Here is a 22662-nt window from a genome sequence, read left to right as displayed (position 1 = left end):
CCATGCAACTTGAAAGGAATCGTTAATTCGGTTCCTTTTTTTGTGTCGTTAAATAGTACTAGACCGTTACCCTGAGACTCACTCACAAACAGAACGAAGGTACATACTGAAATGGAGACACTTCTATAGTAAGTTAGTGTAATCATAACGAGATAGGCGATTTTAATGGTGGCGTGGCGTTTGACGCCAAACTCAAGGCCTACAGTAGTATAAAGATGTCTGATGACTGCAACTATCATAAGAGTGTTGGTGGTAAGATTTACTGCGGGATATCTTAGGAGTGTAGATGTAAGCTTGGCTGTGGGAGCTCTTGTAAGTAATTGAGCTATTTGTAAGAAAAGAAAGAGTGGGCAACTGTCTACATATCAAAATTAGCAGCAATCGGGGGTGTTCATGTCTGAACGTCCAGTTTAAAATCGGTGCTGATTTTGGTATACTGATTAAAGTTGTTAATGCCGTTTTAGCTCAGCAGGTAGAGCACTTCCATGGTAAGGAAGAGGTCGGCAGTTCAAATCTGCTCAACGGCTTAAAACTGAGAAAACGTCCTCGTTAACTGACATAATTGCTAGTTAACGAGGACGTTTTTGTGTAGCATTATTTAAAATAGTAGCAGCGTTACATTAGTGGCGTGGGGGCAACTTCAATGACCTGATCGTCAAAGTCACGCAGTAGGGTCAATAAAGTCTGCACACGTTGTTTACCAAATTGATCACGCCATTGATTAAGTGTTAGCTGCATCTTATGGCTTAGTTGGGCATCAAGCTTGTGACCTTCTTCAGTAAGCAGAAGGCCTTTTTTACGGCGATCGTTGGGGTTCGCCTTTTGGCAGATGTAGTTGTAGTCAAGTAATAGGCTAATCTGACGAGAAATTGCACTACGAGAGACATTGCGTTGATTAGCAATCTCCATTAGCAGGATGGGCTGCTTGCTGTTACCGATCGCGTGCATGATTAGAAATGTATCCAGAGTTAAATGATGAGGTGATAGTATCGTTGTGACACGAGTGTTTAGAAATTTTGATATATGTACGTAGTCCTGTAAAAATGTATCAAAAGATTCTGTAGTAGCCATAAAGTTAGCCTCCTAAACCAGATTTTTATTAGTATTCAAATTGTTAACGCTATCAACTATATATAATAACGCTAATCTAGTTAAAAGTATTAAATAAGGAATTACTAATTTTGATAGTAGAATGTCATTAGTTAAATTGAGGAAACGACTCAAAAAAGTGTAATAAAAAACCCGTCCACTTCAAACTAATAAAGTGGACGGGTTTCGTGAACATAAATGGTTTAATTAAGCGGTCCGGTGACGACGTGCAATCATCGGTAAGATCATCCCTAATGCAACGAAGATGATTGGAGTGATGATATTAAGTGCGAGCTGGAATAACCAGCTACTAGGATTGCTTGCATAAGATGTCTTAGGAACCATCCCTAAAATACATGCAAAGGCGGTGAAGAGAAAACACCAAGCACCAACAAGTCTACCAGCGACTGGATTCTTGAGGAACTTATAGTCACTCTTGAATTCTTTCAAGTGCTTATTCAATAAGATATAAGCTAAGAAGACCCATAGGTAACGCATTGGCATCACAACTGAGTTCAAGTTAAGCAACCAGTTGAATAATTCGTTCATATTACCGATCCCTAATGCTGGAATGATAATTAGAATGCTAACAAGAACACCAGTCATGATATAGCCGTTAACGGGTACATCTTTCTTGTTCATCTTGCTGAGCTTCTTAGGAATGAATTCAGGATCTGCGTCACCCAATAGAATCTTAAGTGGTGCATCGATTGAAAAGGCTAGTGCTGAGATCTGCGCAAGGACATTCGCAATGGCGTAGAAGATCATGAAGAGGTTACCAACGTGGTAGAACGCACCTAAGCGTTGGAACGCGTAGTAGGCCCCATTAGCCATTAAATCATTTGGAATGTGCTTAGAGTTGAAGAGAATCCCCATTGCGAACGAACCAAGCAAGGCACAGATTGCAACCATCCCGGCAAGTACTAACATGCCGAGTGGGAATTCGCGACCTGGATTCTTAGTTTTGTTAACGTACGGTGAAATCTTTTCTGCACCACCAACGGCAAAGACTAACATTGAAACCGTTGTAAAGTAAGTGAAGTCAAACTTAGGTAAGTATGATTTAAATGATAACATGTCGGGCGTTTGAACAGATGCCTTAGTCATGAATGGTGCGGATACTGCTAAGATAATGAACAGAATCGACATAATGAACATCCCGGTTCCGGCCACACTCCCGATCCGTTTCAAGGTTGCTAGACCCAATGATGAGATCCATAGGAAGAATAAGAATAGCACTAAACAGATACTTTGAACGACGATTGCAGGAGTCGTATTGATAAAGTTCCCGTTACCACGGAATAACCAACTAAAGGCAATCAAAATCCCCTGTGGTTTTTGAGCTAGGTATGGGATGTGCACGATCCAGTAAGTCCACGCCGCGTAATAGGCGAGGCGTTTGGTACTCGTCGCACGAATCCATGAAGAGACGCCACCTTCAGCTTCTTTAAAAGTTGAGCCTAATTGACCAACAATCAAGGTGTAAGGGACGAAATAAATGATCATGATGAGAATCCAAGAGGTGACGACTGAGAGGCCTTGTAACGCAAAGTTATTAACGACGTTACCTAAGCCCCATACCGCCACAAACGCGATTAACGCGATGTTGGACCAGCGTAGCTGCTTTTCGGTTTGCATGTGTTGACTCCTTTTTAGATAAAGTATGTCTAATTGTAAAACGAATCTGAAAGCGATGCCAGTATTATCGTATTAATATTAAAAGCGCTTTAAAATTTGATATAAAAAATGAGCATTAGCTGTCAAAATGGCGAAAATTTGATATTGTAGAAGGAGTAAATAAAAAATGATGATGTGTTACGATTAGGTCATCATCAATTGAGAATGAAAGCTGGAATTAGGTTTGAATGAAGTGACCATTGGAACGTTGACGTTAGGTGCGGGAATTCCTAAAATTGGGGTGGTGCTATCCGGCGATAGTCGTCAAAATTTGTTGGGTAAGGCTGCCCAGATTTTAACCTCTGCAACCCAGATTGTTTTTTGGCGGTTGAACCCTTATCAGGACCTGGATAATCGTGCGGAATTGATTAACACGGCAACCCAGTTACAACAGATCCTAGGAACGATTCCAGTAGTTGCAACTTTTAGTCTGGCGGATTCAATGGTTGACGCTGACACGTACTACCAAACTTATCAGACGTTGGTCAATAATCGAAGTGTTGCGGCTGTGGATATTGACATGGGGATGGTCAACCGGCCACAGTATCAGCTGTTGGTTGAGCAAATTCGGGCTAACCACGTATTACTACTTGTCAGTCAGAGGCAAACTGTAATGACTAAAGAAGCCTTAGTTGCAACGTACCGGGATTTAGCCGCAACCGGTGCCGATTTAGTACAGGTGACAAGTAGTGGAACGACCGCCCAGGATATTCTGACGTTGATGGCAGCAACCGCTGAAGCCGTTCAACAAGTTAAGGTACCGGTGATTGCTAAGGCAACGGGGGTCTTAGAGCGTTATAGCAGTGCTTGTAGTCAATTGACAGGTTCGGCAGTTGTCTTTGGACAGGTCGGTCGGTCGACTGGCAACTATGGGCAGTTGCCGGTCAATCAATTACAGCAGGCGTTACAGATTTTATCAACGACTGAAGGGGTGTAAATAGCTAGATGAAATGGAAATCAATTTGGCGCCACACACGAACAATCTTATTAACGCTAGTGATTTATTTTATGTTGATCCAAGGACCGTATGATTTATGGATTAGCAAGGACGGGTACCGTATTGGTAGCTATCTGATTGATATTGTGGGGGTTACGGGATTATTCATCATTGTGGAAATGGTCTATAACTATTTCCGACAATGGTTGCTCAAACGACACTCATCACGATAATCAGCACATGTTGCTTGATGGCACACGTATTAGAACTAAAAAAGTAGCACATGACAGAGTTAAAAAATTCTGTCATGTGCTACTTTTTGAATAATAGCTTTGAAGCGTGTCGCTTGATTAAGCTTTTGCTTGGGCGTTAACTAGCTGTTCCGTAAAAGCATCAAGGGTTTTGATATCCTCAGCTTCAGGTGCGAGATTAACAAAGACATCCTTAGCACCCTGAGTCGCACCGTTTTGTTGGAAAACGTGGCTAAAGTCGGTAACGGCCTTGCAATAATCATCGTCATAGAAGGTGTCACCAGAGCCGGCACAACCGTAAATTTTGCCGGTCAAATCGAGATCCTTGAGATCATCGAAGAAGTCTAACCCTTCTTCAGGTAGTGCGCCTTCATCATACGTGTACGGTACCACGACACAGATATCGACATCATTAAATTCGGTTGCGTCAGCTTGAGAAATTTCTTCCTTGGTGACGTCCACACCTAATTTTTCAAATTTTTCAGTAATAATATCGGCAACGTCTTCGTTATTACCAGTAATCGTAGCAAAAATAACTTTAGCTGTAGCCATGTAAATGCCTCACTTTCAATCTTTTAGTTAAGCTGATTATAACAGAGTTTTAATGTAAAATTAAGGTAGCGGCTAGTTATTCACTAAACCTTGCAACCAGTAGTTTCTCAGCAATCAAATCCATGCTATAATTTACATTATAATGGTTATTTTACCGCAATTAACTCGTTTTTTTGACGGCACTTAACCAAATTCATACGAAAACTTAAATTGGCGAGGAGTGTTAATTTTGTCACGAAAAACAAAAAAAGAGAGTTTAGGCAAACGGTTATGGCATTCGATTACCGAACCAATTCCAGATGAAAATGAAGAACAAGATAGTGAACAAATTCCATTAGCATATGATCTCAAAGATTCAGCAGTCGAACCCAAGACTGAAAATCAAGAGAGTCAAGCAGCTAAGGCTGATAATGCAAAATCGCAATCCTCAACTGACGCAGAATCAGCTGCTAGTCAGGCAACTCAAATCTTTTACCCCAAGAGCGAGGAAGCTGCTAGTCAAGCGACGCAAGTATTTATGCCAAAAAGTGCAGCCGCTGCCAGTCAGGCAACCAAAGTTTTTTATCCACAGAGTATGGCAACCAGCGAAAATGATAATGAACAAGCAGTTCGGTCTGTGGCTAAGGCAGTTAAGACAGGCGTTTCTAAAACTAGCTCGGCTGATGACCAGTCAACAAGTACGGTTGAAGCCGGTGCTGGTAAGACTCAACGTCCCAGATCTCGGAAATCCCAAACTGTGGCTAGTAGCGTGGATAAGACTTCTGAAGCAGTAACTCGTAAGCACGTTGCTAAGTCAGTAGAATCAGCAGCTAATGCGGTTTCTAATGCAGAAGCACATCAAGTTACATCTGCAGCAACTTCGGTAGCTGATCAGGAACCTCGTTCGGGTAAACGGACCGTCAATCGATTGCCTGCTGATAACGTATCAATGCCTAAACGTCAGCAACCACGGATCGTGGTTCACGATACTAAGCAGATGTCTGACGAAGACCAACCAGAGCTGCCTTTGTCACGTGAAGAACTCTATGGTGATCAACAACCAAATGGTGGTAAAGAACCTACTAAACCGGAGATGTCCCGGGTGGAACGTCACGGTGAGCAGGCACCAACTGCTGATGAAACACAGGCTAAAGCATCAGGGCCGGATGAACCTGAAAACTCGCATTTGAAAAAAGCTGGGCACCATTACAGTTGGAAACTAATGTTGACAGGCGTTGCCATCTTGGTCGTTGCCGCAGGTGGAGCGTTGTTCATGTGGAATCACGCGCAAACTACGCAAGCCGCTGCTAAGAGTAATGCTGAAACTATCGTGAACAGTGTCTATACGTCGACTGCTCAACGTGATTTAAAAGCTAGTGCTTCGACAGCGCAATTGAAACAATTACAAACGAGTATTGATGATATGAAGAATTCTAGTGAAAAGGACACGCTACAAAAACAGCATGATTACGCGGTTAAAATGTTGGCAGTCCGGACTAGTTACGAAAATCTGCGTAATGCGCAAGGGTTAATTAAATCAGACGTTACGACGGCTACCATCACGAAGGCCCAGCAACGTATTACGACAGCTGGATTAACTAGTGATAAAAAGTACTTTGCTAACAAGTACGATCAAAAGTACACGACCACTGGTAAGGTAGTTAAGAAAGTTGTCAGTTACGATGCAGCTTACCAAAAACTGTATAACAAGAAAAATAAACTTAAATCGTCAACAGCATCTACGACGGTCGACAAAGTTTTGGCTAACTTGAAGAGCTATCGTAAGCAGTCTCAATTAGCAGCAACCGACTATAGTAAGTTACTTGCAGATCGCAAGAAACTAGCTCAGACTAGTTCGTCATCGGCAACTAGTTCGAGTGTTGAGTCGTACAGTGAAGTCTCATCTAGTACCGTTTATAGCAGTTCAAGTGATAGTAGTAGTGATGATTACAGCAGTGCTACTAGTTCATCAACTGACTATGGTAATGATACGGCTACTAGCTCGGCGGCATCTAGTTCAACGGTTTACAGTAGTAGCTCTGCTTATAGCAGTAGTACTGGAGCTGATACAACGGGAACTAGTAGTACAACCACTAACAATACAACCGGTTATAGTAATACGACTGGTACCAATTAATTAATTTAGAGGTAACCTAGACTTTTGTGGTCAGGCTACCTTTTTTGTTGGCCTAGTACAATCAAACTGAGGGATGCTAGCAGTCTAAAGTGGTACCATGAAGTTGATTCCATATAAAAGTAGAAAAGAAATGGGGGATACAAGATGTCGATTGTTTTAATGGCACAAGCAACGAAACCAGAACAATTACAACAGTTACAAAACTCTTATCCAGACTGGCAGTTTAAGACCGCTAGTGAGATTCAACCAGCGGATTATGATCAGATTGAAGTGATGTATGGGAATCATCCATTACTAAAGACCTTGTTGGCCCGGCCAACCAGAGCATTGAAATTTGTGCAGGTTATTTCTGCAGGGGTAGATTACTTGCCGTTAGCTGAGTTGCAGGCTGCTGGGATAGTAGTGGCAAATACAAGTGGGATTCATGCGGATGCTATCAGTGAGTCAGTGCTAGCTGCAATGTTAACGGTGACACGTGGCTACCATGCAGCCTGGTTGAATCAGACCGGTACGCGTCAGTGGCAGTTAACAACGCCGACTACCACGTTAACGGGGCAGCAGCTTCTTGTTTATGGGACTGGGCAGATTGGACAATCTTTGGCAGCTAAAGCTAGCGCGCTAGGGATGCACGTGGTGGGAGTTAATACTACCGGTCATCCAGCCGCACATTTTCACGAAACGGTGGCTTTGTCAGCGACTGAGTCAGCCTTAGCTCAAGCTAACTTTATCGTTAATGCGTTGCCATTAACGCCCACGACGCATCACTTATTCAGTACGGCCTTGTTTGAACAGACTAAACAACAACCGATGTTGATCAATGTTGGTCGTGGCCCTGCAGTTGACACGGCCGCGCTAATTCAAGCGCTGGATCAACGCCAGTTAAGCATGGCCGCCTTAGATGTGACTGAACCAGAACCGTTACCTGCGGATAACCCGTTGTGGCAACGAGACGACGTGCTGATTACACCACACGTTTCTGGTCAGATCAGTCACTTTCGGGCGACCGTCTTTCCAATCTTTGCGGCTAACTTTGCGCAATATGTGCAAGACGGTACACTGGTCCGTAATCAAGTTGATTTGCAAAAAGGGTATTAAAAAAACGATTCAGATTGTCTACGCGGCAATCTGAATCGTTTTATTTGGACTGTTTGAAGTTACTTGCCGTTCGGTCATTAGGTTGTTTTCCGATTGCCAAGATGAAGACGGTACTGATGATCAGGATACTGCCGAGGATGTCGAGCCACCCGAAGCTCACACCTAGTAAGGCTACTGCGATCACAGTAGCGGAGAGTGGTTCAAAAGCATCTAGCAGACTGACCACGGTTGGCCGGACGTAGCGGAGGCTTTGCAAGAAGAACATGAAGGCCAGTAACGTACCGAATAGGATGACAAAGCTGAGTTTGCTGACATTCAGTAGCGTCAGTGGAATGCGAACTTTCCAAATGGGTTCAACGAGGCTGAATAAGAAACCACCTAGTAACATCGACCAAGTATTGACCGTCAACGGATCGTACTTAGTTAATAGTCGGGTCGGTAGTAGCGTGTTGGTGGCTGAAGCAACCCCGGATAGTAAGCCCCAAAGGAGTGCCATCGCTGAAATCACCAAAGTCCCAGGGTTGCCGTGAGTAACGAGCAAGAAGGCACCTAACAGGGCACAGAAAATCGCTAAACCTTCCGCCCTAGTCGGTAACTGGCGGTGGGCTATCACTAGCCACAGTGCAATAAAAACGGGCCCGGTGAATTGCAGAATGGTCCCGGTAGCTGCATTGCTCGCTTCGACAGCTAAGAAGTAGGTAAATTGAACCGGCATTAGTCCTAATACGGTATACGCGACTATTTGAAGCACATCAGCTGGGTGTCGCCAGATTGACCAGAGATTAACATGGGTGATCAGGCTAAACAGTAATAGGCAGATACCAGCGCCCAACATTCGTATTTCAGTTAGTTCGACCGAATTAATGTTGGTTGTATCAAATAGGGTTTGAGCGATTGCACCGGATACGCCCCAAAAGGTGGCACTAATACTGGCGAGAGCGATTCCCTTAAATTCGCGACTCAATTGCATCCAACAACGCCTCCTAAGTAAAGTTCTTTTTACCATTGTACCTGATTTTGCTTAGAAAGTGAGAATCAGTTGTGTGAGCGTGGTTCCAGCTAGTGGCTAATTGCGGGACTTTGGCGGTATTAAAAAATGTGATTTGACCAGCGTTTAGTATAACTTGCAGTGAAAATGAGTGATGCAGGTCGTTTTTGAAAGCGATTTCCATTCTGCGGTGGAATAGCGTACAATTATACTTGTAAAAACGTAGGAGGAGTTAGCTATGCCAAAATATCTAGTCTTTATGGACATTGATGGGACCTTATTAACTGACCATCAATACGTTTCTGAACGCACCAAGGCAACTATTGAACGGTTACAGAAGCAGGACGTGTTGTTCTACATTGCAACCGGGCGGATGTACGAACTTGCTAAGATCGTGCGTAATAAATTAAATTCGGACGTGCGTTTAGTCACGTCAAACGGGGCGGTCTTCGATGGTTCTCAGGGCCGTGAGATTACTAAGTTAGGCGGGGCAGCCGTTGAATTAGCCTACCTAGTGGCACGTCGTGATAATTTACCAATGATGTTGTTTACGCCTGAAATGGCTTATTATACGGAACAGATTCCACGTTTCGTCGCACGTAATGCGGCCAACTTTGATGCCGACGAGATGGCAATCGGTTATGAAGAAGTGAAGAGTTTTAGCCAGCTAGCTGAGATTGAAGACCAAATCACCAATGGTGTCATTCTCAGTCGTGAGGATATGTCACGATTAGACTCAGCTCGCGAAAAGCTCAAGGGGAGCAAGTTACTACGACTGTCTTCTTCTAATCCGAATAACATCGAATTGATTCCGCTACATACGGATAAGGGGACTGCGGTCAAACAGATTCAACGGGAACAACATGTTGACGCGGCTCATACCTTTGTCTTTGGGGACGGTCTTAACGATGTCGGTATGATGGCGGAAGCTGATCTGTCAGTTGCCATGGGGAACGCTTTACCACATGTTAAGGCGGTTGCTAACTATGTGACGGAGATGAACTATAACGACGGACTAGCGCTGTTCTTGGAACAGTATTTTGAGAAACACCCGTTAGATTAAAAAGCGTAAAATAGTTTTATCAAGAGTTAATCAGAACAAAATAAGGGCCTCAGAATTGTTGGAATTCTGAGGCCCTTATTTTGAGTTACTGTGCGATAGTGTCGAAACGTGCACCATCAGGCAGTTTGCGAGCATTAACCCGAAAACAGGAATCATTCCAAAACCCGGAATAATCCCTGTTTCCACGTTAATGCTCGCAAACTAACCGCCTGATGGTACACTCTGTTTGTATAGTTTGTTAAAAATTAGATATAACTTGGGTATCAACAATTGACATTTTTCATAAATTTGGCAAACTTAGAGTGAAGTGTTTTTTTAGGAAGTGATAACTGTTGAAAATTGAAATTTTACCGATGACAACCCCGGCGATACCGCTAGCCATTTTATCCATGACCAACCTTGATAACCGTGAGCTAAACCCGGCAATTGAAAAACAATTAACGAGTCAACAGATTCCGGTTGCAACGCCTCAAAGTGCGCTTGCTGATCTTATCGAAGTCATTCATGCTAAGCACCCGGTTAATATCCAGGCTTGGGACATGACCGCATTAGGATTAGATGAAGTTCAATTAAAGATGACGCCAAATGGTGCAACTTTGTTGAATGATGATCAAGTGCTGAATCCCAATTTGGATAGTAAGAGTAGTCGTGTGCTTATCGTGATTGGCGATCCAGAAGCGACGGAGACGACGGTACACGCAACTGGGCAAGAACTACAACGTAAGCTCAAAATATTCTTTGGAATTCAAGCGCGTTTACAGTTTCCAATGTGCTCAACGGAAAGATTAGTGCTCGAAACAACTAGACCCGTTTCTTAGGGGTGACGTTGATATCGATGAGGTCAAACTGAAAGCCTTTATAATCGACCCGACTAACACTCGTATTTTTAAGTAGACGAGTGGGGAGTTCACCGGGACTGATTTGGTATAGGAAGGCGCTTAGGACTAAGCCGTGTGAAACAATCAAGATGTTCTTATCGTGATCGGCATTCTGTGATTCAAAGAGACTGATACGTCGCAGTGTTCGACTGATGCGGTCGGTGACACCCACCAGTGTTTCAGCGGTGCGAGTCTTGTCCAGTGAATTGAAGACCCACAACAGGGTTGCAAAACGTTCACGACTCAACATCAGCTTGACGAAAGTTCCGATACCGAGTTGTTTGCGGACCTGGTTGACGATCCACATGTTCTTAGTTCCTTCGAGACCACCAAAATTAAATTCACGTAAGCCGACGTCAATCGTCGGCTTTTTTATTTCGGGATGTAAAGCGGTAATAATTCGGGCTGTTTGTTGTGCTCGTCCTAAGTCACTGGTATAGGCGGCGTCAAAGTGGGTATCAGCGAGCATTCTAGCCAAGCGTTGAGCGGAACGAACGCCGTTACGCGTTAATTTGGAATCATAAATGCCCTGGAGCTGCCCCGCAGCGTTAAGTTGGGTTTGTCCATGTCGAACTAGGTATAAGTGAATCGTAGCCATTGTCACGCCTCCCATCAAGTTTTAATAAGCTAGTCCAATTGTAAGGCGTGGCAGCGGATTCAACAAGCCTTTAATGGTTAATTGGAAACTTTTATTTTCATATTTAATTGGTTAGTGAGTATGAAAATAGTAGTAATAAAAAAACAACCGGTCATAATATCCCGGTTGCACGTCTTATTGATTATTTAAGTCCTCACTCAAAACTTGTTTGTTTTCTTGCTTCAGGATCTTCATCATTTTACGACGAGCCGTAAAGAATGGAATCCCGATATGGGCAAGGTTACTGCGGAATCGCCAACGGTAATGGTACGTCTTATCCGGTACGTATTCGGATGATTGGACGTAGTTAGCGTAGCGGAAGGCAAAGAGTTGGTCCTCTAAAAAATCAATATCTTCGTTAAAAGTTAAGTGGTGGCTGGTGATGATCTTGCGAATAAACGCTTTATTCCATGAAAAACCACCGACCGTCCCAAAGTTAATGTTGGTGACGAGTTCTTTTTGGTCGTACGTTTTAGCGGGACTTGGAACGGCTAAATAGCCAAAATGTCCGCAGACGACCAATTGCGTCTTAGGATTGGCTTCGTACGCAGCTAAGAAGGTGGCTAAGAAGTCTGGTTCGACCCAATCGTCACCATCAACAAAGCACAGGTACTTGCCTTTAGCAGCTGCCATACCGGAGTTACGAGCCGCCGAAACACCCCGATTATGGGCATGCGTAATGGCGTGAAAACGCTCGTCGTCCTTAATTAACGCGGCAATTTGTTCACCGGTGTCATCAGTCGAGCAATCGTTAACGACGAGGACTTCAAAGTCCTGCATGGTTTGGCGTTGCAGACTAGTCAGGCAACTGTTGATAAATTTATGTTGGTTGTAGGCTGGTACAACTACTGAAAATAGGGGTGCTGACACGCTAATTCCTCCATCGTAAATTAGAATACTGTTACTAGTATACCCATAAAGTGTGATGAAATTATAGTTAATCCTTCTATTTTAGCCATAAATTAATTATTTGCCAAGTTAGTCGTGTGAAAGTAGAGTGCCAGATCTGGATAAACGAAGACCGTATGTGAGAAATCCAATAAACCATTATTTTTATAATAGTTGCAAGAATCCAGTACCATGTGGGTATCACCGTGGTCTAATCCCATTAAAGCAGACTCTTCCTCGGTTAGATTAGTCAATGAGAGGTAATCGTCACTATTGGCAATGCCGATGCCGTAAGCTTCATTGATAAAGTCCCAAATAGATGAATTAACCGCTTCAGTGGATAGGTAAGGAATTACTGATCTCAGGTAATAGGCTTTTTCTAGACAGTAAAGTTGGTCGTTCCAATAACGTAAACGGATCACGCGGTACAGTTCTTCATCGACGGGAATGCCCATCTTATGGCTGAGCTCACTGTCACCGTGGATCGTATCAAAGGTCAAGACCTTAGACTGCAAGTGGCGGGGGTGGAGTTACTATTGAATAAGGAACGAGCCGATAAGTTAACCACGGTTTTATGTTGGAGTTGAATATCGGTAATGTAGTAGCCGCTACCTTGGACACGGCGTAAAAGCCCTTGTTGATAGACGAGGTCAATGGCCTTACGAATGGTATTTCGGCTACACTGATAACGCTCCATCAACGCGGCTTCTGTTGGTAATTTAGTCACGAACAGGCCGTTTTGAATAGCGGTGACGAGTTGGGTCGCAATGTCACGATACATGTGGTTCACTTCTTTCGCTAAAATGATTAATTTATGGGTACCAATTAAATAAATTGCAAAAATCTAATTAATAAGGCTTGTCAAATTTGTACCCATGACTTATAATTCTAATTGTAATGAAAGCGGTTTATTAAAGCAACCGCTGAAACATATAAATTTAAAACTATCTAGGAGCGTGTTTATTATGGCTGAAAGAACAATTATGTTGGTATGTGCCGCTGGGATGTCAACTTCACTATTAGTATCAAAGATGCAAAAGGCTGCTGAAGCAGACGGTATCGATGCAGAAATTTTTGCAACCGCTGCCAGTGATGCAGATGCTAAGTTATCTGAAAAGAATCCTGACATTTTAATGCTTGGACCACAAGTTCGTTACATGTTAAGTGATTTCCAAAAACGTGTTGATATTCCAGTCGAAGTAATCAACATGCAAGACTACGGTATGATGAACGGTGAAAAGGTACTTAAAGAAGCCGAAGCATCAATTGCAAAAGCTAACTAATAAATAATGTAAGTGCTGCCAGGCCACGGTAGTAACCTTGGTCGGCAGCATTTTGATTGTAACGCACACGAAAAAAGCTAAAAGGATGAGTGCTAATGGCAGAAGAACAAGTAAAAGAAACTGAAGCAAGTCTCGAAACAATCATGGGTTTGATCGTCAATGGTGGTAACGCTAAGAGTTCCGCTTTTGAAGCAATCAAAGCTGCTAAGGAAGGCGACTTTGAAACTGCAGACGCCAAGTTGAAGGAAGCCGATAACTTCTTAACGGAAGCTCACAATTCACAGACTTCAATGTTAACGTCAGAAGCACAGGGTGAACATACCCATGTTTCATTACTATTAGTGCATTCACAAGATCACATCATGAATGCCATCACTTTCCGCGATTTAGCTGGTGAAGTCGTGGACGTCTATCGTCGTTTAGCTGCTGACGAAGCCAAGTAGTTGATTAATTGAGTCTAGGCGAATACCTCCAGGGTGTTGGTCTGGGCTCGTTTTTTTAAATTTAGTACCGTAGCGCTAATCAAATCATCTTTATCTATTTAAATCGGCGGTTACCCTTTAAACGTAAGTAAAGATAACGAAAATCGAGACTCAGTTAAATACTGGGTAAATTATAGATGGAGGTAATTAGGACATGACAAAAGGTTATAAAATGCCCAAAGGATTTTTATGGGGCGGCGCGGTTGCAGCTCATCAATTAGAAGGTGGCTGGGAAGCCGATGGTAAGGGTGTCAGCATTGCTGATGTCATGACAGCTGGACGCAACGGTGTACCTCGTAAGGTGACGGATGGCGTTAAAGACGGTGAAATTTACCCTAACCATTGGGGGAATGATTTCTACCATCGTTACCCAGAAGACGACAAGTTGTTTGCCGAAATGGGTTTCAAGTGTTTCCGGACGTCAATCGCCTGGACACGGATTTTCCCAAATGGGGATGAAGTTGAACCTAATGAAGCAGGCTTGAAATTTTACGATGACATGTTTGACGATCTCTTGTCACACGGTATCCAACCAGTCGTAACGCTTTCTCACTTTGAGATTCCTTACCACTTGGTTAAGGAATACGGTGGCTTCAGCAATCGTAAGATGATCGACTTCTTCTTACACTTTGCTAAGACGGTCTTTGAACGTTACCAAGACAAGGTCAAGTACTGGATGACCTTCAATGAAATCAATAACCAAACGGCGTGGAGTGATCCTCACCCACTGTTACAAAACTCTGGTTTGCAATTAAATGACGACGATAACTGGGAACAAGCGATGTACCAAGCTGCTCACTACGAACTCGTTGCGAGTGCTTTAGCTGTTCAAGCTGGTCACGCCATCAACCCTGATTTCCAAATCGGTTGCATGGTTGCAATGTGCCCAATCTACCCATTGACCGCCAAACCACAAGACATCATGATGGCAGAACGTGCCATGCAGAAACGTTACTGGTATGGCGATGTTCACTGCTTAGGCGAATATCCAAAGTGGTTGCCTAAGTACTTCGACCGTAAAGGTTTCGATATGGATATTACCGCTGCTGACCTGGCCACTTTGAAGGCTGGTACCGTTGACTACGTTGGTTTCAGTTACTACATGTCATTCGTTACCAAGGGCCGTGATGGCGATTCAGATTACGACTTCAAGGAACCAGAAGACTTTGTAGAAAACCCATACGTTGAAAAATCCGACTGGGGTTGGCAGATTGATCCAACTGGTTTACGTTACGCCATGAACTGGATGCAGGATCGTTGGCACTTGCCACAATTCATCGTTGAAAATGGCTTTGGCGCTTACGACAAACGTGAAGCAGACGGCAGTGTTCACGATGATTACCGGATTAGCTACTTCCGCGACCACATCTTAGCAATGGAACAAGCCGTTGCTTTAGATGGCGTTGATTTGATCGGTTACACGCCATGGGGCTGTATCGATTTAGTTTCCGCAAGTACCGGTGAAATGGCTAAACGTTACGGTTTTATCTACGTCGACGCTGATGACAACGGTCAGGGGAGTTTCGACCGTTCTAAGAAGGACTCGTTCGACTGGTATCAACAAGTGATTACTAGTGATGGTGAAGATTTATAACGGAAGGATGATTAACAGATGGCAACAAGTGGATTACGACCAGATTTCTTATGGGGTGGCGCGGTAGCTGCTCATCAATTAGAGGGTGGCTGGCAAGCTGGCGGCAAGGGTGTTAGTGTCGCTGACGTTATGACAGCTGGTGCCAACGGTGTTCCTCGCGAAATTACGGAAGGTGTCATTGCGGATAAGAATTATCCCAATCATGCCGGCATTGATTTCTACGGTCATTACAAGGAAGACATTAAGTTGTTCGCCGAAATGGGCTTCAAGTGTTTCCGGACGTCAATCGCCTGGACACGGATTTTCCCTAACGGTGACGAAGAAGAACCTAACGAAGCTGGCTTGAAGTTCTACGATGACATGTTCGACACCTGCCTACAATACGGCATCGAACCCGTTATCACTTTGGCTCACTTCGAAATGCCTTACCACTTAGTTGAAGAATACGGTGGCTGGCGTTCACGTAAAGTGATCGATTACTTCGTACACTACGCTGAAACGGTCTTCAAACGTTACAAGAACAAGGTTAAGTACTGGATGACCTTTAACGAAATCAATAACCAGACCACTTACACCAACCAATTCTTGATGGCAACTGATTCTGGCCTCGTATTGAAGCCAGATGATCCCGATGCAGAAGCATTGATGTATCAAGCTGCTCACTATGAAGTTGTTGCCAGTGCCTTAGCTGTTAAGATCGGTCACGAGATCAATCCTGATTTCCAAATCGGGAACATGATCAACATGACCCCAATCTACCCATTGACGGCTAAACCACAGGATATCATGCAAGCAGAAAAGGCTATGCAACGCCGTTACTGGTTTGCCGATGTTCAATCATGGGGCTACTATCCAAATAATATGGAAGCCTTCTTCAAACAGACTGGTTTCCGTCCGGATATTACGGCGGAAGACCGTCAAGTCTTGAAGGAAGGGACTGTCGACTACATCGGCTTTAGTTATTACAACTCTAATACCGTTGAAGCCCAAGACGACAATCCAGACTACCACTTTGTTGGTACGGAAGCCGTTGACAATCCATATTTGAAGACCAGCGAATGGGATTGGCCAATCGATCCTGAAGGCTTACGTTACTCCTTGAACTGGCTACAAGATCGTTACCACAAACCAATGATGATCGTTGAAAATGGTTTGGGTGCACGTGACAAAGTTGAAGCGGATGGCAGTATTCATGATCCATACCGTATCGACTACTTGAGAGCTCACATCAGTGAAATGATCAAAGCCGTCGCTGAAGATGGCGTCGACTTACTCGGTTACACACCATGGGGCTGTATCGACCTCGTCTCTGCCGGTACCGGCCAGATGTCGAAACGTTACGGTTTCATCTACGTTGACAAGGATGATGAAGGTCAAGGAACGCTCGACCGTTCTAAGAAGGATTCATTCTACTGGTATCAAAACGTTATCAAGACTAACGGGGCGGACTTGAAATAAGGTCGCTGGTTATCTGAGTATTGATAAATAGGTTCAAAGCAAAAAGCATGGTCTCAAATTGAGTTCATGCTTTTTTGATATGGCGTTCTATTCCCGCCTTCCAGGGCGGTCTGAAAATGCTGGAACGTGGTGGGCATCGATTGAAGCTCACAGCAAAAGACCGCTGCAATCTTCAATACGAGCCTTATCGTAACTCGGCCAACTACGCCGACCAACGATAATTTCACCACTGAGCATTTTCAGACCACCCCTCCAGGCTAACTAGAGGTAAACCGATGTGCTGATTTACAATGTCAGATCACTATTTTATTCGGGAATGCTTTAGTTGTGTTTACAGTCTCAGCAGAGGACTATTTCTGCCATTGGTGGCAACAGCAAAGTAACAATCAAAAAGCGACACCATTCCAATTCAGAATAGTGCTGCTTTTAGTGGACTTAAAAGTAATCGATCAGTGCTGGTTTTTCGTGAACTAAACTTGTATCTAAACGTTGGGCAGTAGTTACATCACCCGTGATCTGACCGTGTTGCCAAGCACTCGTTAAAGAACGGGTCCCAAAGAGGGCTTTCGTCAATTGCTGAATTGTTAACTGTAAGTCAGCTGATCCGGTAACATCTGGACTCACGCGGTTGCAAGTCACTTGATCATTTGTCCGACTGAGTTCCCAAATACCTTGATTAGCCGCTAAAATATCATCAGTTACGGCTAAGCGCACTGTTTCAAAGTCAGCGGTGAAGGGGTAACGTTTTAAGAAGTCATGCAATAAGACGATTCGTGCCATCATGTATGGGGTGGTGGTCACCTTCAACGTGTACGGATCGGCGAGTAAGTCTAAGCCACTATTGGCGTCAGGCCCTTCATAGCTGAACGTTTCAAAAGTCGTCCCGTGCTTAGTCACAAAGTTAGCTAAACGTTCAAAAGCGGTTGGTGTTGCGGCCGTCCATTCTTGAATTGCAAAGTTAGTTGTTTGACGTTCATAAACTAGGTAGCCTTCGATTGTTTGTTCAGCGTTGCGGTAAATGGCAACTGACCAATCGTGTTTGAGTGTCAGGTAGTGTAACCACCAATCGGCACGGATGACACCACCACGCTGATTCTGTGGTTGGGTGGCATAAAATTCGTTGACTAATGCCAAACCCTCATTACCGTAGCGCGTAATGGTTCCGGATAAATCTCGTGGCTTAACGCGTGGTAAATCTTTAGCTGCAATGACTTGCTGCGTATGATCAAAGACGTGCTCGTAGCCAAAACGCCGATAGTATCCATAAGAGAACGGTGCAAGGTAGGAGAGGGTGACCTGATTAGCAGCCATATCGTTTAAAGCTGTCGTCAGGAGTTTGCCCGCACCACCTTGGCCAGCGTACTCTGGCGCGCTCATGACGTCACCGATGCCATTCATATTGTAATGAACACCGTGAAAGTTGACCGCCATCGGTAGGCTGTAGAGGCCACTGACCAGTTGTTCGTGGTCATGTAAGCCGTAGATTAAGCCGTGTTGATAACGATCCATGAAGAATTCCCGGCGGTTCGGTGTGTCATGGTTGTTGAAAGCGTATTGGTATAACTGATAAAAAGCTTCGCGGTCTTCGGTGGTCGTTAAGCGATAATCTTCAGTCATGTAAAAGCCTCCTTTTTTGAACAAGTTAAGCGAATTTATTTAGCTGCAACGAATTTGAAATCTGCCCATGGCCGTAGTAAAGCTAGGCATTGAGTATCGTAGTCAGCCACGTGACCAACCACGTTGATGCGACCGGTGTTTTCCAAATCTTTACGAGCAATTTGGAGTTCGCCTTTGTATTGGCCGAATTCATCGTTGTCGATTAAAATGTCACCGGCGTGGATGGCATCCGTATGGTGAGCTGGGAAGTCTTCAGCTTTGTAGATAACCCGCGTTTCTGATGAGCGAATCACGTAATCAGAGAAGTCCCCGCGATAAGTCTGAGGTTGGTCGAAGAGCACTTTACGTTCAACGTCAGTCAAATCAGTAACCGTTTCAATGTGGAGTAGTGGGTAGGGGCTGAAGAAGACTTCGGCGGCAGCCTTTAGTTCGGCTTCACTAGCGTAGGCATTACCGACCAAAACATCGTCGATTAAGCCGGTCATCTTGAGGTGTTGGACTTGAGCTGCAAGTGGTAAGCCACGGTGATCTTCTAAAGTACAGAGACCATCTTGCATAGGCCATGGACCATAAGTAGCCGCGTTTGATGATACGAAAGCGGCGGTATTGATGCCGTATTGACGGTATTGTTCAGAAGTCTGAACGAAGTAATCGTAGCCAAGTCCCGTGTATTGTTGTGGGTAGAAATTATGTGAGCCTAACAGATTATCCTTTTCAGGTGAGTAGTCCATAATCGTGTCAACGTAGCGGGTCCCCTTAGACATATTGACTTCGATCTTGATGCCGAATTCGTTGTGAGTCATGCGGGCTTCTTCTTGACCGGTGAAGCCGAGATCAAGACGCACGCCCCAAGCGCCAAGGTCGTGGAAGAATGATAGGTCGTCGTAAGAAACGCCCAGTTGTTTGAATAGGCCAGGGTTGACGTCGACCATTACTTCTAATCCCAATTTATTTGCGTAAGTAATGACCTTTTTAAAACTAGCAACGACAGCATCCTTATCGCCATTGATTTCTAGTAATGAAGTGAAGACGCGTTGATAACCGTATTTAGCTGCTAGGTCTAAATAAGCAGCATCCTTTTCAAAAGTTGATCGTTCGGGATAAACCGAGACACCAAGTTTACTCATTAATAATTCCTCCAAGTATTAAATTAATTTCTGTATTCGCTTACATTATCCCACACTTAATTGGTCTGTACCAGCGAAAACGATAATTTGTTGGTACCAATTTTTGGCTGTCACAAGGGACGGGATTATGATACGATTTGGGTATTAATATTTTAGAAGCGAGTTTGGAATACTGATTTCAAACTCATTAATAATTGGAGGTCATCACATGACATTTGAAGCAATTTTACCTGAATTAAAGGCCGGCAAAAAAGCCGTACGGACTGGTTGGGAAGGGACCGAATTATTTGTGGCCCTACAAGCTGAATCAACTTTTGACGGCGATCCATTGAACCCATACTTCTTAATTAAGACGGCTGACGAAGCCTACAGCATGTGGTCACCAACCGACTGCGACATCTTAGCCACTGACTGGCAACTGGTCGCTTAATGCGATTCGATGAGTATCGTGATCAAACTATTCTGATTACGGGTGCGGCTTCCGGTATCGGTTTAGCTCAAGTGCAGGCCTTTTTAGATCAAGGTGCACGGGTGATTGCTATCGATCGGCAACCCCAACCAAGTTGTTTGCCAGTAACAGTTAAGCTCAGCTATCAATTGGCAGACGTTACGGATGCACCAGCGTTGATTGCCGCCATTCAGGCAGGAATCGATGTACTGGGACAGCCTAGTATCGTCTGCAATACAGCTGGTAAGCTGGATGGGTATCAGCCAACGCTAGCTACTGATTTAGCCGCTTGGCAGGATATTTTGGCGACTGATTTAACCAGCCAGTTTATTGTGACTAATAAAGTTTTACCCGCTATGCTGGCGCAAAATCATGGGGTGTTCGTCAATATGGCCTCGATTGCTGGCTTAGTTGGTGGTGGCGGTGGTGCGGCTTATACGGCCGCCAAACACGCGATTATCGGTTATACCAAGCAGCTTGATTTAGATTATGCGGGGCAGGGAATCCGAGCAAACTGTATTGCTCCGGGTGCCATTGAAACGCCGATGAATGCCGCTGATTTTGCTGGTGATGGCAAGATGGCGGCGTGGGTAGCGAGTGAAACGCCAGCCAAACGGTGGGCGCAACCACAAGAAGTCGCTGACTTGACGCTATTCTTGGCGAGTCGTCATGCGGACTACATTCACGGAACCGTGACGCCGATCGATGGTGGTTGGTTAGAAAAATAGGGGATGAGCTTAATGACGTGCGTCTTTTGTGAGCCGTTGCCACTAGTGCTTGAAAACGACTTAGCAGCGGCTTTTTTCGATAAGCATCCGGTCAGTCCCGGACATTTACTGATTATTCCAAAGCGGCACTACCCAACTTTTTTTGACGTGCCAACGGTTGAGCGTGATGCGATGTTTTCATTACTGGAGCAGGCAAAAAGTTATTTAGATGAACGCTATCATCCGAATGGTTATAACATCGGGATTAACGTTGAACCGGCAGCGGGGCAGACGGTGATGCATTGTCATCTTCACTTGATTCCGCGCTATCAGGGTGACGTGCCCGATCCCCGTGGTGGAATTCGTAAAATGTTACCGAAGGGTGTCGACGCCCCAGGTTTGAATAAGGAGTAAATAAGTATGGCAGATATTTTAAAGAACGTTGGTCGTCCGGGCGAAGTTCTGACGACCACGCCGGTTTATCATGGGCCAATCTTTGACCTCGTTAAACAGACGATTAAAACGCCTGATGGTTTGGAAGTTGAGCGTGACCTGATTCAACACGGTGATGCGGTAACGATTTTAGCGCTTACGGCGGATGATCAAGTCGTGTTGGGCTCAGAATATCGGGTCGGCCGTAACGCTGAAACCATCAGTTTACCAGCTGGTTTAATCAATGCTGGTGAAGACCCAGTTACGGCAGCGGTGCGTGAATTGCAAGAAGAAACGGGCTACATCGCGCATGATGCCAAAATTATGACGCAGATCAGTTCTTCGGAAGGCTTTACGGATGAAACCGTCAGTTTGATTCTGACGCACATTGACCCACAAGAACACGGTCAACGGCACTTCGATGCGGATGAATATGTTAATACGCAACTGGTGCCACTGACGCAAGTGATCGACCTTTTAAAAGAGGGCCAAATTCACTCAGCGCAGGCAATCTGTGCGTTAACGTGGTACCTGAACTTTGTGCGAGGTAAATAATAATGAACCTCGATGAAAAATTTGCGTACATGGCGACTGGTCAACCTTATCGCGATACTGATGATGAACTGACGGCCTTGCGTGATCAGGCAACGGTGAAAACCAATGCCTTAAATGTAGCGGATGACCCCCAAGTTAAAGAATCACTTTTTCGTGACTTAGTCGGATCTGCGGGAGAGGCACCGTTTGCCAATCCTAACTTTCGGGTTGAATTCGGCCGGAACATTCACGTTGGTGATCATTTTTACGCTAACTACGACTGTGTCATGTTGGACGGCGCACCGATTAAAATTGGTGACAACGTCCTGCTAGGACCTAAAGTTGGGCTGTACACAAGCAATCATTTAATGGATGCAACCGAACGAATCAACGGTGGCTGTATTGCTAAGCCGATCACGATCGGTAACGCCTGTTGGTTAGCGGCAAATGTGACGGTGCTACCCGGCGTAACGATTGGGGATAACACCATTGTGGGTGGCGGTAGCGTGGTCACCCATGATTTACCAGCTAACGTGGTGGCAGCGGGTAATCCGTGTCGCGTCTTGCGGCCAATTACGGCGGCAGACCGCACGGGTTATACGGGTAATCAATTCAAATTAAACTAAAAACCATCTCACAAGGGTTGTCGCGGAAGTGCGGCCTTTGTGAGATGGTTTTTAGTTAGGTATAAATATTGAAAGTTCTAAAATAGCCTGAATTATTGTTATAGCAGTAATTGTTGGTTAGAAATTATTTTCAACACACTATTCACCGCTTCGCCAGCCAGGGAAACGTGCCATGGGGACCGG

Annotated in this window: 25 protein-coding genes and 1 tRNA gene; 16 read left to right on the top strand and 10 right to left on the bottom strand. The window is 44.5% G+C overall.

The annotated features are described in order from the left end of the window. The first annotated feature begins 454 nt into the window (after positions 1–454). A tRNA-Thr gene (locus tag ACG95_RS10305) sits at positions 455–527 on the top strand. A gap of 88 nt (positions 528–615) precedes the next feature. On the opposite strand, the gene ACG95_RS10300 is transcribed toward ACG95_RS10305, so the two are convergent. Next, a complete protein-coding gene (locus ACG95_RS10300; protein ID WP_048000428.1) occupies positions 616–1071 on the bottom strand; it encodes a MarR family winged helix-turn-helix transcriptional regulator in 456 nt (151 codons plus the stop codon). Between the two features lie 225 nt (positions 1072–1296). Further along, complete coding sequence (locus tag ACG95_RS10295; RefSeq protein ID WP_048000427.1) at positions 1297–2727, bottom strand: amino acid permease; 1431 nt, start codon at positions 2725–2727, stop codon at positions 1297–1299. Between the two features lie 232 nt (positions 2728–2959). Between ACG95_RS10295 and ACG95_RS10290 the strand changes: the two genes are divergently transcribed. Next, on the top strand, positions 2960–3703 hold the full coding sequence (locus ACG95_RS10290; RefSeq protein WP_237756493.1) for a type I 3-dehydroquinate dehydratase: 744 nt from the start codon (positions 2960–2962) through the stop codon (positions 3701–3703). A gap of 8 nt (positions 3704–3711) precedes the next feature. After that, a complete protein-coding gene (locus ACG95_RS10285) occupies positions 3712–3936 on the top strand; it encodes a hypothetical protein (RefSeq protein WP_048000425.1) in 225 nt (74 codons plus the stop codon). 117 nt (positions 3937–4053) lie between these two features. Here ACG95_RS10285 and ACG95_RS10280 read toward each other — a convergent pair whose 3' ends face one another. After that, the gene (locus tag ACG95_RS10280; protein WP_048000424.1) at positions 4054–4506 is read right to left on the bottom strand and encodes a flavodoxin; all 453 of its coding nucleotides are present in this window, start codon (positions 4504–4506) and stop codon (positions 4054–4056) included. Between the two features lie 229 nt (positions 4507–4735). On the opposite strand from ACG95_RS10280, the gene ACG95_RS10275 reads away from it, so the two are divergent. Together ACG95_RS10275 and ACG95_RS10270 are read left to right on the top strand one after the other, a co-directional pair. Next, positions 4736–6622, top strand: coding sequence for a hypothetical protein (locus ACG95_RS10275; RefSeq protein WP_048000423.1), 1887 nt, complete (start codon positions 4736–4738; stop codon positions 6620–6622). Between the two features lie 144 nt (positions 6623–6766). After that, complete coding sequence (locus tag ACG95_RS10270; protein ID WP_048000422.1) at positions 6767–7717, top strand: phosphoglycerate dehydrogenase; 951 nt, start codon at positions 6767–6769, stop codon at positions 7715–7717. 40 nt (positions 7718–7757) lie between these two features. On the opposite strand, the gene ACG95_RS10265 is transcribed toward ACG95_RS10270, so the two are convergent. Beyond that, the gene (locus ACG95_RS10265; RefSeq protein WP_048000421.1) at positions 7758–8687 is read right to left on the bottom strand and encodes a DMT family transporter; all 930 of its coding nucleotides are present in this window, start codon (positions 8685–8687) and stop codon (positions 7758–7760) included. Positions 8688–8943: 256 nt separating this feature from the next. Between ACG95_RS10265 and ACG95_RS10260 the strand changes: the two genes are divergently transcribed. Beyond that, positions 8944–9768 (top strand): HAD family hydrolase, encoded by an 825-nt coding sequence (locus ACG95_RS10260; protein ID WP_048000420.1) that lies wholly within the window; start codon positions 8944–8946, stop codon positions 9766–9768. A 332-nt stretch (positions 9769–10100) separates the two neighbouring features. Continuing rightward, entirely contained in the window at positions 10101–10586 is a 486-nt protein-coding gene (locus ACG95_RS10255; protein ID WP_048000419.1) for a hypothetical protein, read from the top strand. On the opposite strand, the gene ACG95_RS10250 is transcribed toward ACG95_RS10255, so the two are convergent. The 4 genes from ACG95_RS10250 to ACG95_RS14780 form a co-directional block, all read right to left on the bottom strand. After that, positions 10570–11244, bottom strand: a complete 675-nt coding sequence (locus ACG95_RS10250) for a histidine phosphatase family protein (protein ID WP_048000418.1) — start codon at positions 11242–11244, stop codon at positions 10570–10572. The genes ACG95_RS10255 and ACG95_RS10250 overlap by 17 nt on opposite strands. 174 nt (positions 11245–11418) lie before the next feature. Next, the gene (locus tag ACG95_RS10245) at positions 11419–12153 is read right to left on the bottom strand and encodes a glycosyltransferase family 2 protein (protein ID WP_048000417.1); all 735 of its coding nucleotides are present in this window, start codon (positions 12151–12153) and stop codon (positions 11419–11421) included. Positions 12154–12245: 92 nt separating this feature from the next. Then, the gene (locus ACG95_RS14785; protein WP_237756490.1) at positions 12246–12671 is read right to left on the bottom strand and encodes a UTRA domain-containing protein; all 426 of its coding nucleotides are present in this window, start codon (positions 12669–12671) and stop codon (positions 12246–12248) included. Further along, positions 12668–12952, bottom strand: a complete 285-nt coding sequence (locus ACG95_RS14780; RefSeq protein WP_237756489.1) for a GntR family transcriptional regulator — start codon at positions 12950–12952, stop codon at positions 12668–12670. The genes ACG95_RS14785 and ACG95_RS14780 overlap by 4 nt, the downstream gene beginning before the upstream one ends. Before the next feature lie 184 nt (positions 12953–13136). On the opposite strand from ACG95_RS14780, the gene ACG95_RS10235 reads away from it, so the two are divergent. The 4 genes from ACG95_RS10235 (at position 13137) to ACG95_RS10220 (ending at position 16988) form a co-directional block, all read left to right on the top strand. Next, positions 13137–13454 (top strand): PTS sugar transporter subunit IIB, encoded by a 318-nt coding sequence (locus ACG95_RS10235; protein WP_048000416.1) that lies wholly within the window; start codon positions 13137–13139, stop codon positions 13452–13454. A 95-nt stretch (positions 13455–13549) separates the two neighbouring features. After that, positions 13550–13897: a PTS lactose/cellobiose transporter subunit IIA gene (locus tag ACG95_RS10230; protein WP_048000415.1), complete on the top strand. Its 348-nt coding sequence runs from the start codon at positions 13550–13552 to the stop codon at positions 13895–13897. A 193-nt stretch (positions 13898–14090) separates the two neighbouring features. Then, positions 14091–15530, top strand: a complete 1440-nt coding sequence (locus ACG95_RS10225) for a 6-phospho-beta-glucosidase (RefSeq protein ID WP_048000414.1) — start codon at positions 14091–14093, stop codon at positions 15528–15530. Between the two features lie 18 nt (positions 15531–15548). Beyond that, on the top strand, positions 15549–16988 hold the full coding sequence (locus ACG95_RS10220) for a 6-phospho-beta-glucosidase (protein WP_048000413.1): 1440 nt from the start codon (positions 15549–15551) through the stop codon (positions 16986–16988). A 435-nt stretch (positions 16989–17423) separates the two neighbouring features. Here the strand turns inward: ACG95_RS10220 and ACG95_RS10215 are convergent, their stop codons facing one another. Continuing rightward, positions 17424–18605 carry a GNAT family N-acetyltransferase gene (locus ACG95_RS10215; RefSeq protein WP_048000412.1) on the bottom strand — a complete coding sequence of 394 codons (1182 nt, stop codon included), beginning with the start codon at positions 18603–18605 and terminating at the stop codon, positions 17424–17426. Positions 18606–18640: 35 nt separating this feature from the next. Continuing rightward, complete coding sequence (locus tag ACG95_RS10210) at positions 18641–19732, bottom strand: DUF871 domain-containing protein (protein ID WP_048000411.1); 1092 nt, start codon at positions 19730–19732, stop codon at positions 18641–18643. A 208-nt stretch (positions 19733–19940) separates the two neighbouring features. Between ACG95_RS10210 and ACG95_RS10205 the strand changes: the two genes are divergently transcribed. From ACG95_RS10205 to ACG95_RS10185, 5 genes are read left to right on the top strand one after another with little or no spacing between them, the layout of a single operon-like run. Further along, positions 19941–20162 carry a DUF2829 domain-containing protein gene (locus ACG95_RS10205; protein WP_048000410.1) on the top strand — a complete coding sequence of 74 codons (222 nt, stop codon included), beginning with the start codon at positions 19941–19943 and terminating at the stop codon, positions 20160–20162. Then, on the top strand, positions 20162–20908 hold the full coding sequence (locus ACG95_RS10200) for a 3-oxoacyl-ACP reductase (RefSeq protein ID WP_048000409.1): 747 nt from the start codon (positions 20162–20164) through the stop codon (positions 20906–20908). The genes ACG95_RS10205 and ACG95_RS10200 overlap by 1 nt, the downstream gene beginning before the upstream one ends. A 12-nt stretch (positions 20909–20920) precedes the next feature. Then, positions 20921–21301 carry an HIT family protein gene (locus tag ACG95_RS10195; protein ID WP_082137349.1) on the top strand — a complete coding sequence of 127 codons (381 nt, stop codon included), beginning with the start codon at positions 20921–20923 and terminating at the stop codon, positions 21299–21301. Between the two features lie 6 nt (positions 21302–21307). Beyond that, entirely contained in the window at positions 21308–21874 is a 567-nt protein-coding gene (locus ACG95_RS10190) for an NUDIX hydrolase (protein ID WP_048000407.1), read from the top strand. 2 nt (positions 21875–21876) lie between these two features. Then, positions 21877–22479 carry a sugar O-acetyltransferase gene (locus tag ACG95_RS10185; protein ID WP_048000406.1) on the top strand — a complete coding sequence of 201 codons (603 nt, stop codon included), beginning with the start codon at positions 21877–21879 and terminating at the stop codon, positions 22477–22479. The last annotated feature ends 183 nt before the right edge of the window (positions 22480–22662 follow it).

Origin of the sequence: Lactiplantibacillus herbarum (genome assembly GCF_001039045.1) — a bacterium.
GTDB classification, from domain to species: Bacteria; Bacillota; Bacilli; order Lactobacillales; family Lactobacillaceae; genus Lactiplantibacillus; species Lactiplantibacillus herbarum.
This window is presented reverse-complemented; position numbering and strand designations above follow the sequence as displayed.

Excerpts from the sequence above, each read along its gene's own strand:
- ACG95_RS10280 (WP_048000424.1), bottom strand. The coding sequence starts at position 4,506 with ATGGCTACAGCTAAAGTTATTTTTGCTACGATTACTGGTAATAACGAA.
- ACG95_RS10260 (WP_048000420.1), top strand. The coding sequence starts at position 8,944 with ATGCCAAAATATCTAGTCTTTATGGACATTGATGGGACCTTATTAACT.
- ACG95_RS10220 (WP_048000413.1), top strand. The coding sequence starts at position 15,549 with ATGGCAACAAGTGGATTACGACCAGATTTCTTATGGGGTGGCGCGGTA.
- ACG95_RS10185 (WP_048000406.1), top strand. The coding sequence starts at position 21,877 with ATGAACCTCGATGAAAAATTTGCGTACATGGCGACTGGTCAACCTTAT.
- ACG95_RS10205 (WP_048000410.1), top strand. The coding sequence starts at position 19,941 with ATGACATTTGAAGCAATTTTACCTGAATTAAAGGCCGGCAAAAAAGCC.
- ACG95_RS10285 (WP_048000425.1), top strand. The coding sequence starts at position 3,712 with ATGAAATGGAAATCAATTTGGCGCCACACACGAACAATCTTATTAACG.
- ACG95_RS10265 (WP_048000421.1), bottom strand. The coding sequence starts at position 8,687 with ATGCAATTGAGTCGCGAATTTAAGGGAATCGCTCTCGCCAGTATTAGT.
- ACG95_RS10200 (WP_048000409.1), top strand. The coding sequence starts at position 20,162 with ATGCGATTCGATGAGTATCGTGATCAAACTATTCTGATTACGGGTGCG.
- ACG95_RS10250 (WP_048000418.1), bottom strand. The coding sequence starts at position 11,244 with ATGGCTACGATTCACTTATACCTAGTTCGACATGGACAAACCCAACTT.
- ACG95_RS10295 (WP_048000427.1), bottom strand. The coding sequence starts at position 2,727 with ATGCAAACCGAAAAGCAGCTACGCTGGTCCAACATCGCGTTAATCGCG.
- ACG95_RS10235 (WP_048000416.1), top strand. The coding sequence starts at position 13,137 with ATGGCTGAAAGAACAATTATGTTGGTATGTGCCGCTGGGATGTCAACT.
- ACG95_RS10195 (WP_082137349.1), top strand. The coding sequence starts at position 20,921 with ATGACGTGCGTCTTTTGTGAGCCGTTGCCACTAGTGCTTGAAAACGAC.
- ACG95_RS10230 (WP_048000415.1), top strand. The coding sequence starts at position 13,550 with ATGGCAGAAGAACAAGTAAAAGAAACTGAAGCAAGTCTCGAAACAATC.
- ACG95_RS10190 (WP_048000407.1), top strand. The coding sequence starts at position 21,308 with ATGGCAGATATTTTAAAGAACGTTGGTCGTCCGGGCGAAGTTCTGACG.
- ACG95_RS10270 (WP_048000422.1), top strand. The coding sequence starts at position 6,767 with ATGTCGATTGTTTTAATGGCACAAGCAACGAAACCAGAACAATTACAA.
- ACG95_RS10215 (WP_048000412.1), bottom strand. The coding sequence starts at position 18,605 with ATGACTGAAGATTATCGCTTAACGACCACCGAAGACCGCGAAGCTTTT.
- ACG95_RS10210 (WP_048000411.1), bottom strand. The coding sequence starts at position 19,732 with ATGAGTAAACTTGGTGTCTCGGTTTATCCCGAACGATCAACTTTTGAA.
- ACG95_RS10225 (WP_048000414.1), top strand. The coding sequence starts at position 14,091 with ATGACAAAAGGTTATAAAATGCCCAAAGGATTTTTATGGGGCGGCGCG.
- ACG95_RS10300 (WP_048000428.1), bottom strand. The coding sequence starts at position 1,071 with ATGGCTACTACAGAATCTTTTGATACATTTTTACAGGACTACGTACAT.
- ACG95_RS14780 (WP_237756489.1), bottom strand. The coding sequence starts at position 12,952 with ATGTATCGTGACATTGCGACCCAACTCGTCACCGCTATTCAAAACGGC.